Consider the following 12,979-nt stretch of genomic DNA (forward strand, 5'->3'; position numbering starts at 1 on the left):
AGTCTAAGGCCCGTTAGCAGGAGGGGTTAGGCCGTCGTGGGGTGGGTTGAGTTTAGTTGCTTTCGGTGTTTGACGACGAGTGCGATGGTGACGTAGAAGGCCAGAAGACCGAAGAGGTATACGGCTGTGTCCTTGAGCGCGAGCAGGAGATCGCCGTGAATGTACAGTGCGGTCAAGAGGCACAGCGCCCAGCCTGACCAGGCAAGGATAAGTGGTTTCTCCATGATGGTGGATACTCTCTAACAGTTGTCGGCAACGCCGATGAGTGTGCCACTTACTCCGGCGATGACACCGCCGGCAGGCGCCCGTAGCTTTTCCGGCCACTCCAGCAACGTACTTACCGAAGTAGGTTTTGCTGACAGTTTGAGCCTAAGGCCGAGGATCAAGGACTTCCAAGAGCTTGGGTTGAAGTTGATCCTTGAGTATCAACTTTTGACCCTAAAGGATCAACAATGTGGGAAATCGTTGACAGGAGCTGACGAAAGAGGTGGGAGGGGAAGGTCTTCGTCAGCATGCAAGATTGCTGTTGGCTTTCCATGGGTGCGGTGAGAGGACCCCTCAGCAACGACACCGACTCCCCTGTGACCTGCAAGAGTGGCCGCGCCGGGTGTTGCTGCGGTGAAGACCGCCCTGACGGGAGGGGATCTGCAGCCACGTCAGCCCCACAACGGGGTATCCCGCCGAATGCGTCGCGCCGACCAGCCGGCGGCTCGCCATAGCCGGGCCATGAGGTCCCGGTCCTCGTCTGTGATGAGGTTCGCCATAAGCCGCGCCGCGGCGGGCATGAGCGTTGCGCCTACGGGGCCACGCAGCGCCAGCGGGCCCACCGCGGGCAGGAAACGGGGGTAGGTCAACAGGCGCGCCGCCGAGCGTGCCAGCACGAAGGCCTCCCCGTAATGCTCGCGCAGCGTCTCCGGCCAGCGGCGGGTGAGGTCTTCGGAGTCCGAGATCAGCTCGACGACGAGCCCCGCCATCTCCATGCCGTAGTCGATGCCCTCGCCGTTGAGCGGGTTGACCCCGGCGGCGGCGTCGCCGATGAGTGCCCAGTTCGGTCCCGCGACGCCGGATACCGCCCCGCCCATCGGCAGCAGGGCCGAGGCCACCTGGCTGGGTTCGCCGAGCCCGAACGCGTCGCGCTGCTGCTGAACGTAGGTGCGCAGCACTTTCTTCGTGTTCAGCCGCGCGGGGCGATCAGTGGTGGACAACGCCCCTAGGCCGACGTTGACCCGGCCGTCGCCTAGCGGGAAGAGCCAGCCGTAGCCAGGCTGCAGCTCCCCGGCGTCGTCGCGCAGTTCGACGTGGGAATGCATCCACTCCTCGTCGGCGCGCGTCGACGGTGCGTAGGCGCGCGCGGCGATGCCGTACACCTCGCCGCGGTGCCAGCGCCGCCCTAGCTGCTTGCCGACGGGGGAGCGCACGCCGTCGGCAACGATGACCCAGCGCGCCGATACCTCCCGGTCGCCGACCATCAGCGACGTGATCCGCCCGTCGACGATCGTGGGGTTGTCCACGGGGGCGTCGTCGACGAGCTCGGCGCCACGCTCCGCGGCGGTGCGCGCCAACAGCGCGTCGAACTGCGTGCGCGGCATGGCCGACCCCACGGTTCCGAAAGGGCTGTTAGGCCACGGGGCGGTGACGCTGCCGCCATAACCGTGCAGCTTTAGGCCCCGGTTGCGGTAGCGGGAGGTCACCGTGTCCGCCAACCCGAGGCGGGCCAACTGGGTGATCGCCCGCGGGGTGAGCCCGTCGCCGCAGGTCTTGTCGCGGCCCACCGGGGCGGCGTCGGCGAGCAACACATCCCACCCGGCCGCCACGGCGTAGAGGGCGGCGGCGGAGCCGGCCGGCCCGGCGCCGACGACGACGACATCGTAGCTGCGCTTGAGTGGCGAGTTCATGGCCGCCATTGTCTCACGGGGTGACCCTGGGATGAACCTGGGCAGTGGTTTCGACTACGGTAAAGGGGACTTTAATCGATTTTCCGGTGATTTTTGAGGTGCGCCCACCATGACAGAAAGTCATACCCGCCCGAACGGCCGCGTTAGCGCCGTAGAGTTCGGGGACGCGGAGCTGAATGCGCGACTAACCGCCGGCATGGACGCCGTCGAGGCGCTACTGCGCGCCGAGCTCGGGCAGGGCGAAGACTTCATCGTCGACAAGGTGCTCCACCTCGCCGTCGCCGGGGGCAAACGCTTCCGCCCCCTCATGGCGCTGCTGTCCTCCGAGTTCGGCTCCCGCCCGGGCAGCCCGGAGGTAGTGAAGGCGGCCGTCGTCGTCGAAACCGTGCACCTGGCCACCTTGTACCACGACGACGTCATGGACGAGGCCGACCGTCGCCGGGGAGTGGAATCCGCCAACTCCCGGTGGGACAACTCGGTCGCCATCCTCGCTGGCGACATCCTGCTCGCCCACGCCTCACGGCTCATGAGCGAGCTCGATACCCGCACCGTGCGGCACTTCGCCGAAACGTTCCGCACGCTCGTGACCGGCCAGATGCGAGAGACCATCGGCGCCTCCGCGGGCGGTGACGCCGCCGTCGAGCACTACATGAAGGTCATCACGGAGAAGACGGGCGTGCTCATCGCCTCCGCCGGCTTCCTCGGCGCCCTGCACTCCGGCGCCTCTGAGGAGCACATGGACGCCCTCTACAAGCTCGGCGGGCTCATCGGGATCATCTTCCAGATCGTCGACGACATGATCGACATCTTCTCCGCCGAGGAAGACTCCGGCAAGACCCCCGGCACGGACCTGCGCGAAGGGGTGTTCACCCTGCCCGTGCTGCTCGCACTGGGCGACGACAGTGCTGTGGGCGACGAGTTGCGCGGCCTGCTGACGGGGCCGCTAGCCAACGACGCCGACGTCACCCGCGCTCTGGAGCTGCTGGAGGCCTCCGAGGGGCGTCGAAAGACCCGCGAGGTCATCGAGACCTACGTGGCCCAGGCCAACGAGCAGATCGCTCGCCTGCCGGAGTCGAGCGCCACGACTGCGCTTCGCCAGCTCATGGATTACACCGTGCAGCGGGTGGGATAGCACGTTATTTGTAGCACTTCGACGCCGTTGAGCTGGCGATTTGCGCACCGATAGGGCCAGCGTAGTAAAGTCTTTCACGCACTGAACAACACAAATGTTGCTCAATGTGGTTAGCCAGGTTGCCCGAGCGGCCAAAGGGAGCGGACTGTAAATCCGCCGGCGTTGCCTTCAGAAGTTCGAATCTTCTACCTGGCACAGATTCACCGCCTGCTTTGAGAAATCAAAGCAGGCGGTTTTTGTTGCGCACGGCCACCGAGGGTGAAGTTGGCGGCGGGGCGGTGCGGCTGATTGAGGCGGGGCGTCGTGCATCGCCCCAAGCCTGCGGCTGGCCCCGGGCCACCAGCCCGAACGTTTGCTGTGAACCACTTTGCGTGGCTTACCCACCGTCACCCAGCGCCGGGAATCCTCCGCCCCAAGCGATGCACGTGCATCACCTCCGTCTCTCACGGCTGGCCTCGAGTTGTCAGCCCGACCGTTTGCTGTGAACCACTATGCGCGGCATACCCAACCACGCCCGTCGGCGCCGGGAGTCCTCCGCCCCGAGCGATGCACGTGCATCGTCTCCGTCTCCCACGGTTGGCCCCGGGCCACCAGCCCGAACGTTTGCTGTGAACCACTATGCGCGGCATACCCAACCACGCCCGTCGGCGCCGGGAGTCCTCCACCCCAGGCGATGCACGTGCATCGCCCCTCACCTCCCACGGCTGACCTTAGGCCAACAGCCCGAACGCTTCTCGCGAACCACTATGCGCGGCATACCCGCCGTCATCCAGCGCTGGGAATCCTCCGCCCCGAGCGATGCACGTGCATCGCCTCCATCTCCCGCGGCTGGCCTCGAGTTGTCAGCCCGAACGTTTGCTGTGAACCACTATGCGCGGCATACCCAACCACCCTCACCCAGCGCCGGGGATCCTCCGCCCCGAGCGATGCACGTGCATCGCCCTCGTCTCCCGCAGTTAGCCCCGGGCCGCCAGGCCGACCGTTTGCTGTGAGCCACTATGCGCGGCATACCCGCCGTCATCCAGCGCCGGGAATCCTCAGCCTCAAGCGATGCACGTGCATCGCCTCCATCTCCCACGGCTGGCCCCGGGCCGCCAGGCCGACCGTTTGCTGTGAGCCACTATGCGCGGCATACCCAACGGCGCCTGTCAGCGCCGGGAGTCCTCCACCCCAAGCGATGCACGTGCATCGCCTCCATCTCCCACGGCTGGCCCCGGGTCGCCAGCCCGAACGCTTCTCGCGAACCACTATGCGCGGCATACCCAACCACGCCCGCCGGCGCCGGGAATCCTCCACCCCAAGCGATGCACGTGCATCGCCCCCACCTACCGTGGCTGACCTTAGGCCAACAGCCCGAACGCTTCTCGCGAACCACTATGCGCGGCATACCCAACCACGCCCGTCGACGCCGGGAATCCTCCACCCCGAGCGATGCACGTGCATCGCCCCTCACCTACCGTGGCGAACTTCCGCGGCTACACCCTCAACTGCGAAGGCCCGATCAAGGCGGTGAAAAAGGCCTACAAGCTGGCGATTTGTGCGCTTAAGAAGTCTCGGGTTAACCTGTTCAAGGCTTCAACGGAGCGGCTCGAAAGAAAAGCTTCACATTGAGGTCATGCCCCCTTAGCTCAGTCGGCAGAGCGTCTCCATGGTAAGGAGAAGGTCAACAGTTCGATTCTGTTAGGGGGCTCTGTTACTATCCAGGGTCTTTTCCTCGGTGGTAACGGTGTGGCGGTGTAGCTCAGCTGGTGAGAGCGCGCGACTCATAATCGCGAGGTCGAGAGTTCGAGTCTCTCCACCGCTACCACGGCCGCTGCACGGCGGCCAGACTGCATCGGAAGACCTTATGGTCATCTGGTATGGTTGCCCGTATCGTTCGCAATCGCGGAGGATGCACCAAGGGGCGTGGCGCAATTGGTAGCGCAACGGTCTCCAAAACCGTAGGTTGCAGGTTCGAGTCCTGTCGCCCCTGCAAAACTCTTCTCAAAGGAGTGCTGTGACTGATCAGACGCCGCAGACGAAGGCCACTGGCCGTCATTCGCGCGAGGAATCACGTCCGGCCGGTAAGCGCCAGCTTTCCGGCTCTAGCACCGTTTCCGCCTCCGATGTCAAGGCCAAGGCGGCAGCCTCTACGACCAACTCCGATAGCTACGGCGGGGGAGTGGGCGCCTTCGTTCCCGAGGTTGTTTCCGAGATGCGCAAGGTCATCTGGCCGACCGGCCGAGAAATGGTGACCTACACTCTCGTGGTCTTCTCCTTCCTCATCTTCATGACCGCCCTGGTGTGGGGCGTCGACCAGCTGGCGAACATGGGGATTACCGCCGTCCTCGCCCCCTAGGCTAGGGTGGAAGTCACATACAACATCATCCCGTCAGACCCTCTAGGGTCGGCGGGATAATTTATTGCCCTGCCCGGGGCTTAAGATGGCGACAGTCGGGGCCGAAAGCCTTCAGCGCCCCATCACGTGTCCCTGGGATCAATCGACATTGGGAGAGCATATGAGCGAGGAAAGCACGAACTTCGACGAGCAGGTCGACGCCGCCCACACCGAGGGCGCCATCGAGGTTGAGGAGCAGCCGGTACAGGAAGCCGACCTTGACATCGTGGCGGCCGCCGAAGACTCCGCCAACGAGTCCGACGCCGCGCCGGCGGGTGCCGACGCCGCCGAGGAGACCGACGGCGACGCCGACTACCGTCGCCGCCTGCGCGAGTTCACCCGCGAGCTGAAGAAGCAGTCCGGCCAGTGGTACATCATCCAGACCTATTCCTCCTATGAGAACAAGGTGAAGACCAACCTGGAGATGCGCGCCCAGACCCTTGAGGTGGAGGAGTACATCCACGAGGTCGTCGTCCCGGTCGAGCAGATCGTGGAGATGAAGGACGGCAAGAAGAAGATCGTCAAGCGCAAGCTGCTCCCCGGCTACGTGCTGGTGCGCATGGACATGAATGACCGGGCCTGGTCCGTCGTGCGCGACACCCCCGGTGTGACGAGCTTCGTCGGCAACGAGGGTAACGCCACCGTCGTCCGCCCGCGCGACGTCGCTAAGTTCCTCATGCCGAAGCAGGCGGCCACCGCCGACGGTAGCGCCGCCACCAACGCGGACGGCGAGATGGTCATTGCCATGCCGGAAGAGCAGTCGGCGCCGAAGTTCTCCCACGGCTACCAGGTGGGCGACGCCGTGACGATCCTGTCTGGCGCGTTTGCATCGGTGGCCGCCACGATTTCTGAGATCGACCCCGCCACCGGCAAGATCCAGGCGCTGGTCTCCATCTTCGGCCGCGACACCCCGGTGGAACTCACCCCGGACCAGATCAAGAAGATCGACTAGTTCCTTAAGGAATTTGGGACCGGCGCGAGCGCCGTTCTATGCTAGTTCCTCGTGTGTGCCTATTGTCAGGCGCACACGCTGACTACACGTCTCCCCGGTGGCCTGTGTAAGGCAGGCATCCGGACGGGCCGCGTCCACGGTGTATGAAGCCATGTGCGTGGCGCGACGCCCGGTACCAAGGAAAGAGGAACGCAATGGCAAAGAAGGCTACTGGCCTCATCAAGCTGCAGATCCAGGCCGGCATGGCCACCCCGGCCCCGCCGGTCGGCCCGGCCCTGGGTGCTCACGGCGTCAACATCGTCGAGTTCACCAAGGCCTACAACGCCGCCACCGAATCGATGCGCGGCAACGTCATCCCGGTCGAGATCACGGTCTACGAAGACCGCTCCTTCGACTTCAAGCTGAAGTCCCCGCCGGCCGCCAAGCTGCTGCTCAAGGCCGCTGGCCTGCAGAAGGGCTCCGGCGTTCCGCACACCAACAAGGTTGGTTCCGTGACTTGGGAGCAGTGCAAGGAGATCGCCGAGACCAAGAAGGCTGACCTCAACGCCCGCGACATCGAGGCTGGCGCCCGGATCATCGCCGGCACCGCCCGCTCCATGGGCATCACCGTCGAGAACTAACCCCTCGGCAGCTATCAAAGGTGGCAGGGCCAGCTCCGGCCCCCATGACCACCCCAACTCCACTTCTACGACAAGGAATTGGTCACTATGAGCAAGAAGTCCAAGGCTTACCGCGAAGCCCAGGCCAAGGTTGACAAGAACAACCTGTACCACCCGCTGGACGCCGTCCAGCTGGCGAAGGACACCTCCTCGAAGAACTACGACGCCACGATCGACGTCGCCCTGCGCCTCGGCGTTGACCCGCGCAAGGCTGACCAGCTGGTCCGCGGCACCGTCAACCTGCCGCACGGCACCGGTAAGACCGTGCGCGTCGCCGTGTTCGCCGAGGGCGAGAAGGCCACCGAGGCCGAGGCCGCCGGCGCGGACATCGTCGGCACCGCCGAGCTCGTCGAGCAGATCACTGCCGGCACCATCAACTTCGACGTTGCCATCGCCACCCCGGACCAGATGGCCAAGGTCGGCCGCGTCGCCCGCGTCCTGGGCCCGCGTGGTCTCATGCCGAACCCGAAGACCGGCACCGTCACCACCGACGTGGCGAAGGCTGTCCAGGAGTCCAAGGGCGGCAAGATTGCCTTCCGCGTGGACAAGGCTTCCAACCTGCACGCCATGATCGGCAAGGCGTCCTTCGATGCCGAGAAGCTCGCCGAGAACTACGGTGCGCTGCTCGACGAGGTCCTGCGCCTCAAGCCGTCCTCCTCCAAGGGCATCTACCTGAAGAAGGTCACCGTGGCCTCCACCTCGGGCCCGGGTGTCCCGGTGGACCCGTCGGTTCAGAAGAACTACGCCGTTAAGGCCTAAGCGCTTCTCCGCGTGGCGGCTCTGCTGCCACGCCCTTTCTGCAACGCGCCCCGCTAGCACCTGTTGGCGCCGGCGGGGCGCTGTGCGTGTCCGTGCTCTAGGGATTAGATCCCGAAGAGGCCGCGGATCGCGTCGATAATCATGGTGATCCAGCCGACCACGGTGCGCCCGATGGTCGACGCCACGGAGCTCAGCGACGCGGTCGCGCCGTCGTCATTGTCCGGCTGGGAGCCGGGCTCGTCGTTTGGCTGGTCACCCGGCTTGTTACCCGGCTGCGGGGTGTCCGGAGTGTCGGGCTGGGTGCCCGGCTCGGCGCCGTCGTCTTGCTGCTCACCGGCGCTCGGCGTGGCGAAGCCGGGGGCGTCGCCGGTGGCGGGCTGTCCGTTGCCGCTGTAGTTCAGCCCCCAGATCTCTGAGGCCTTGACGTTCTCCGGCATGAGGCCGATGGTGTCCATGATGAACTTCGCCAGTGCCAGCTGGCCCTTGGCGCGCATGTGCCCGGTGCCGTCGAACCATTCGGCGGTGACCTTCTCAGCACCGTTGATCTCTGCTGCTTCGGCGAGCCACGCGTAGGCGTCCACGAGCGAGGTGTTCTTCTCGGTGGCGAGCTCGCGCAGCGCCTCAGCGTAGGGCTTGGCATCCTCGCTCAGCTGCGGCGGGGTGAGCAGTAGGACCTGCGAGCCAGCAGCCGACGCCTCGTCGATGAGCCCCGCGATCTGCGCCTTGAACGCCGCCGGGTCCTTCTCCACGAGGGCGCCGCCAGCGAGGACATCCGGCGCGATGACGACGACGGCCGGCTTCTGCTCGGCGACGACCGACCGGTAGCGGTCCACCAGCGTGGCCGCGGTGGCGCCGTCGACGCCGGCGTTCTCCACGAACTTCATGCGCAGCATCGGGTCCTTGTTGCCCGACTCCCAGCGCAGCACTTCCTCGATGGCCTGGACGTAGTTCTTGGCGGTCATCTCCGCCATGGTGCCGCGGGTGGTGCCGCCGCCGAGGAACGCCCACATCTGCGGCGTCGTGTTGTGGAACAGGGCACGCAGCTGCGGGGTGACGGACTTGTTGGCCGCCTCGTTGCGGATGCCCGCAATCTCTTGGTCAGTCAGTTCCCGGGAGAAGAACTCGACGTAGTCGACGAACGCGGGGGCGTTCTTCGTGCCCGTCGGAGTGAGGTCCTTGAGCGACCCGCCGACGGAGACGGTGTCGATGCCGAAGAACTTCGGGTCGAAGCGGTAGCCGTTGAGGGACTTGGTGGCCACCTTGGTGCCGTCGACGAAGAGGTCGAAGTCGGCCTGGGAGAAGTTGATGGACACCGTGTGGAAGGCGCCATCGGTGACCTTGAGGTTCGGCACGGTGAAGTAGGCGTACTTGCTGCCGGTCTGGTCCAGGCCGACGCGAATGCCGTTGTTGTGAAGCCCCACAGTGAGCTTCTTCTTGCTGTCCTTATCGGCCATGTTGATGAGCACGTGCTCGGTGGCGGTGTTCAGGCCCGGCTCGGTGCGGAACCGGGTGGTGATGTTCGCCGTCGACGCGCCGGCGAAGGCAGAGATCTTGTCGGATTCCACCTTGGTGGCGGTGCCGTCGAACTTCTTGCCCTTGAGGTCCTGCGCCACGGCCGGCGTGGCCACGCCGCTGGTGCCGAACAGGGTGGTGGTGTCCACCTTGTCCTGCGGCAGGGCGAGGCGGGCGCCGCCGTAGGACGGGGCGGAGGCCGTCTCTCGCTGGGCGAGGCGGGAGCCGTCGTTCAGCAGACCGAGCTGGTAGAGGATGAGCTGGGCCCAGTCGAGGTGGCCCTGCTGGTTCGGGTGGAGCTGGTCGTTCATCATGGCGGGCATGACGAGTGCGCCGTCGGACTGCTCCTCCCACCAGCCGGCGAAGTCGACGATCATGACCTTGTTCTCCGCCGCCAGTTCGCGGCCGGTCTTCACGTACTCGATCAGGCGCTTGTTCTTCACCGGGTCGGTGGTGAAGTTCTGGGTCATGAGCACCGGGATTGCCCCGGAGGCGCGGACCTCGTCGATGGTGGCTTGCAGGTTGGCGCGGTACTTATCGACGGCGACGGCAGACTCGCGGCCGTCGTTCATGCCGAAGGTGATGAACACCACGTCCGCCTTGCGGTCTGCCACCCACGGGCCGGCGTACTTGCGCAGCCCGGGCGGGTTGGCCTGATCGGCGGTGTTCGCCGAGGAGACGCCGGTGTTGAGCACCACGTCGTGGCGACGATCCGCCCCGGCCAACGGGTCGGTGTGCAGGTAGTCCTCGAAGTACTCGGTGAAGCGCTTGAGCCCGTTGGTGTGCACCACGCCGTGGGTGATGGAGTCACCAGTGAACAGCCAGGTCAGCGGCTCGGGCTTTTGCAGCAGCGCGAGCAGGGCCTTGTGGTCGGCCAGCTCAAGGTTCGACGCCTGCACCGCCGCCGGCTGGGCGCCGTAGGTGGCACCCTCCGGGTTGAGCACTAGCTGGTAGGTGCCGGTGAAGGCGCGGGGGATGCCGGTGCCGTCGTCGCCCTCGCTGAACGTCACGGTGAGCGGGTAGGTCTTGCGGTCGGTGTTGCCCACCTTGGGCGTGCCGACGATGGTCATCGTCTTCTCGTCGAAGCGCAGCCCCTCGGGCAGGCCTTCCACCTTGATGGTGTCGGCCAGGGTGGGGTCGTTGCCGCGCAGGGGAAGCACGAGCTTCGCCTCGGCGCCGTCGATGAGGGTGCCGCGAGTGCTCTTCAGCCCCGGCTCGGACTCCAGCTGGTCAGTCACCCAGCTCAGAGTGAAGTTCTGATACCCGATCTGGTCCTTGCCGCCGGTCTGCGGCTCGTAGAGCACGCCGATGGAACCGTCGGGCTGGATCGCCATCGTCGTGTAGCCGGTGCGGGCGGCGCGGAACTGCTTGGACACCGGCCACGTGGCACCGTCGTCGAAGGACAGGGAGATGGTTCCAGGCTGGCGGTTGGCGAAGCCGACCGTGGAGTTGCGGGTGTTGGAGAACACGAGGACCTTGGAGCGCAGCGTGCCCGGGCGTGCCGTCGGGAAGGCGCGCATCACCTGGGCGTTGTTCTGCGGGTCCAGCAGGTCCTTTTGCACCCGGTAGTCTTTCCAGTTTTCGCCGCCGTCGTCGGAGATGGCCACGATGCGGTGCCCGGAGGCGGTGCCGCCGGAGGGGCGGGAGTTGAGCATGAGGCGGCCGTCGGACAGCTCGACGATCTTGTTTTCGTCGTAGGCCCAGTTCCCGCCCTCCGTGGTGGAGGCGAAGTTGCCGGAGTGCCAGGTCTTGCCGTGGTCATCGGAGTAGATGGTCACGGCCGCGTAGTTGTGCCCCTTCTCCTTAAAGGAGCACACGGCCTGCTGCAGGAGGCGGCCCTGGTGCGGGGCGTTGAGCTTCTGCGTGCCGGCGCCGGAGGTGGCGAAGCAGGCGACGAGGTCCTTCGCCTTGTCGCCGAGGGCCTCGGCGGTGATGTCGCGCTCGGTCCAGGTGTGTCCGTTGTCCTTGGATTCGGCCACGCCCAGGTTCATGGTGCTGCGGGCGTCTTCCTTCACCCGGCCGGACTCGTCGAGGTGGTAGGCGGGGGAGCCGTAGTTGAACCCGGCGTCGAAGGAGTGGACGTGGAAGTTGAAGATGGTGCCGGTTTCGTGGTCGACCACGTAGGAGGGGTCGGAGAAGCCCTCTCGGCCAGGGTTCATCTTGCCCTTGGCGATGACGGTCTGCGGCCCCCAGGTGCGGCCATTGTCGGTGGAGCGGCGCTGGACGATCCAGTTCTCGTTGGGGGAGTCACCGCCCTGACGGGCGCCATTCTTCGGCCGGAGGTCGTAGGAGGCGAGGATGTCGCCATTCGACGCCACCGCCAGGGCGGGGATGCGGAAGATATTCTTGCCGTCCGAGGTAGCGATGACGTTGAGGTCGGTGAGCGACGGCGCCAGCGTCGGGTTCGCGTTGCGCGGGGTGAAGCTTTCAGCGGGGTCGAAGTGACCGGTGACGGCGATGGTCACCTTCGCCTTGAGGCTCTGCCCGCCCGCGGTGGTGAGCACGAGCTCCGGGGTGGCCGAGCCGGTCTCGGCGTCCTCCTCGGTGATCGTGTACTTCAGATCCTTCAGCTCCGCTTCCTGCCCGGCCGCGATGGGGGCGAGGTCCTTATCGGCCTTGATGTCTGACGTCGGGTCCACGCTGAGCTTGAGCTCATCGGTGGCGTTGAGGTTGCGCACCTTCGCGGTGATGGCCACCTCGTCATTGGCCTTGTAGCCCTCGTCATCCTTGGGCTTCTCGGCGGTGACCTCGATGATCTGGGCGTCGACCTTCGTGACCTTCACCTGCTCGCCGCGGGTGACATCCAGCGTCTGGGTGGTGCCCTTGTATCCGGTCTCGGCGAACATCTTGTAGGTGATCTCCGGGGTGAAGAAGCCGGCGGCGGCGTCCTCCGCGGTGACGGTGTGGGTGGCGAAGTCGCACGTCTTCTTCTCACCGGGGCGGATGGACTCCCACTTGCAGCCGGCGAAGTTGTCGAGGTTGGACGACTCGGGCTGGAAGGCACGGGCGGTATCGGTGGAGTTCGTGACCTCGAAGTGGAAGCGGATGGTGTCACCGACATCGAAGGGTTTGCCGTCCGGCTTCGGCTTCGCCACCGTGATGGTGATCGGCACCGACGTGACGGCTGGCTCCTCCGGTGCTTCCGTGGTCGCCGGGGTGGAGGTCTCGGCCGGCGCCTCGGTGGTGGGAGTCGGGGGCTCCGGGGCGGGAGCCGGCGCCGGGGTGGGCGCGGGCGCGGGTTCGGGTGCGGGTTCGGGTGCGGGGGCTGGTGCCTCGGCTGCTGGGTTCGCCTCGCCGGCTGGGGCATCGACGGCGGCAGCGGGGGCGGGCTCGGCGGCGCCGGTGGCGTCTTGGGCGGTGGCCAAGGCGGGGGCAACGATCTGCCCGGATCCGGCTAGGAGGGTGACGGTGGCCAGGCTCGCTATCAGCCTGTTCTTCATAGTTTCGACATCAGACATAAGACGAATCCTAAATGTGAGAACGTTTCCACGAGGCGGGATTGTGTGATCCGCCCTCTTAAGGCCAAAGCAGTGAGCCAGATAACGGCCGCCGAGGCTCGACAATCGCGCGTCCGGTGGGGTGTTTCCGCACGTGAGGCGGCCGGAGGCGGCTGACAGGGTGCCATGCGGGGTGGTTCATGCACCCTGCCCGGGCACCGCGTTCGCTCGGGCCTGGTTCCCCCAATTCTGGGGG

The 12,979-nt window shown here is 65.9% G+C and carries 8 protein-coding genes and 4 tRNA genes; 9 read left to right on the top strand and 3 right to left on the bottom strand.

The genetic code is table 11. The annotated features are described in order from the left end of the window. Positions 1-26: 26 nt before the first annotated feature. Positions 27-224, bottom strand: a complete 198-nt coding sequence (locus tag CUTER_RS01385; protein ID WP_047258923.1) for a hypothetical protein — start codon at positions 222-224, stop codon at positions 27-29. A gap of 432 nt (positions 225-656) precedes the next feature. Then, entirely contained in the window at positions 657-1,895 is a 1,239-nt protein-coding gene (locus CUTER_RS01390) for a geranylgeranyl reductase family protein (protein WP_407919168.1), read from the bottom strand. Between the two features lie 109 nt (positions 1,896-2,004). Here CUTER_RS01390 and CUTER_RS01395 point away from each other — a divergent pair, with 109 nt between their 5' ends. The 9 genes from CUTER_RS01395 to rplA all read left to right on the top strand — a co-directional run bounded on the left by CUTER_RS01395 (position 2,005) and on the right by rplA (position 7,774). Beyond that, positions 2,005-3,027: a polyprenyl synthetase family protein gene (locus tag CUTER_RS01395; protein WP_047258925.1), complete on the top strand. Its 1,023-nt coding sequence runs from the start codon at positions 2,005-2,007 to the stop codon at positions 3,025-3,027. Between the two features lie 113 nt (positions 3,028-3,140). Further along, positions 3,141-3,222 (top strand) — tRNA-Tyr (locus CUTER_RS01400). Between the two features lie 1,422 nt (positions 3,223-4,644). Then, positions 4,645-4,717 (top strand) — tRNA-Thr (locus tag CUTER_RS01410). A gap of 40 nt (positions 4,718-4,757) precedes the next feature. Further along, positions 4,758-4,834 (top strand) — tRNA-Met (locus tag CUTER_RS01415). 92 nt (positions 4,835-4,926) lie between these two features. After that, positions 4,927-4,999: transfer RNA gene (locus CUTER_RS01420), tRNA-Trp, on the top strand. Between the two features lie 24 nt (positions 5,000-5,023). After that, positions 5,024-5,365 (top strand): preprotein translocase subunit SecE, encoded by a 342-nt coding sequence (gene secE, locus CUTER_RS01425; protein WP_047258927.1) that lies wholly within the window; start codon positions 5,024-5,026, stop codon positions 5,363-5,365. Between the two features lie 160 nt (positions 5,366-5,525). Beyond that, positions 5,526-6,356, top strand: a complete 831-nt coding sequence (gene nusG, locus CUTER_RS01430; RefSeq protein WP_082121211.1) for a transcription termination/antitermination protein NusG — start codon at positions 5,526-5,528, stop codon at positions 6,354-6,356. Between the two features lie 194 nt (positions 6,357-6,550). After that, entirely contained in the window at positions 6,551-6,976 is a 426-nt protein-coding gene (gene rplK, locus CUTER_RS01435; protein ID WP_047258929.1) for a 50S ribosomal protein L11, read from the top strand. Between the two features lie 87 nt (positions 6,977-7,063). Further along, positions 7,064-7,774 carry a 50S ribosomal protein L1 gene (gene rplA / locus CUTER_RS01440; protein WP_047258930.1) on the top strand — a complete coding sequence of 237 codons (711 nt, stop codon included), beginning with the start codon at positions 7,064-7,066 and terminating at the stop codon, positions 7,772-7,774. 104 nt (positions 7,775-7,878) lie between these two features. On the opposite strand, the gene CUTER_RS10955 is transcribed toward rplA, so the two are convergent. Beyond that, positions 7,879-12,744: a GDSL-type esterase/lipase family protein gene (locus tag CUTER_RS10955; RefSeq protein WP_052843967.1), complete on the bottom strand. Its 4,866-nt coding sequence runs from the start codon at positions 12,742-12,744 to the stop codon at positions 7,879-7,881. Between the last annotated feature and the right edge of the window lie 235 nt (positions 12,745-12,979).

Origin of the sequence: Corynebacterium uterequi (assembly GCF_001021065.1) — a bacterium.
GTDB lineage: Bacteria > Actinomycetota > Actinomycetes > Mycobacteriales > Mycobacteriaceae > Corynebacterium > Corynebacterium uterequi.

Excerpts from the sequence above, each read along its gene's own strand:
- CUTER_RS01385 (WP_047258923.1), bottom strand. The coding sequence starts at position 224 with ATGGAGAAACCACTTATCCTTGCCTGGTCAGGCTGGGCGCTGTGCCTC.
- CUTER_RS01390 (WP_407919168.1), bottom strand. The coding sequence starts at position 1,895 with ATGAACTCGCCACTCAAGCGCAGCTACGATGTCGTCGTCGTCGGCGCC.
- CUTER_RS01395 (WP_047258925.1), top strand. The coding sequence starts at position 2,005 with ATGACAGAAAGTCATACCCGCCCGAACGGCCGCGTTAGCGCCGTAGAG.
- nusG (WP_082121211.1), top strand. The coding sequence starts at position 5,526 with ATGAGCGAGGAAAGCACGAACTTCGACGAGCAGGTCGACGCCGCCCAC.
- rplK (WP_047258929.1), top strand. The coding sequence starts at position 6,551 with ATGGCAAAGAAGGCTACTGGCCTCATCAAGCTGCAGATCCAGGCCGGC.
- rplA (WP_047258930.1), top strand. The coding sequence starts at position 7,064 with ATGAGCAAGAAGTCCAAGGCTTACCGCGAAGCCCAGGCCAAGGTTGAC.
- CUTER_RS10955 (WP_052843967.1), bottom strand. The coding sequence starts at position 12,744 with ATGTCTGATGTCGAAACTATGAAGAACAGGCTGATAGCGAGCCTGGCC.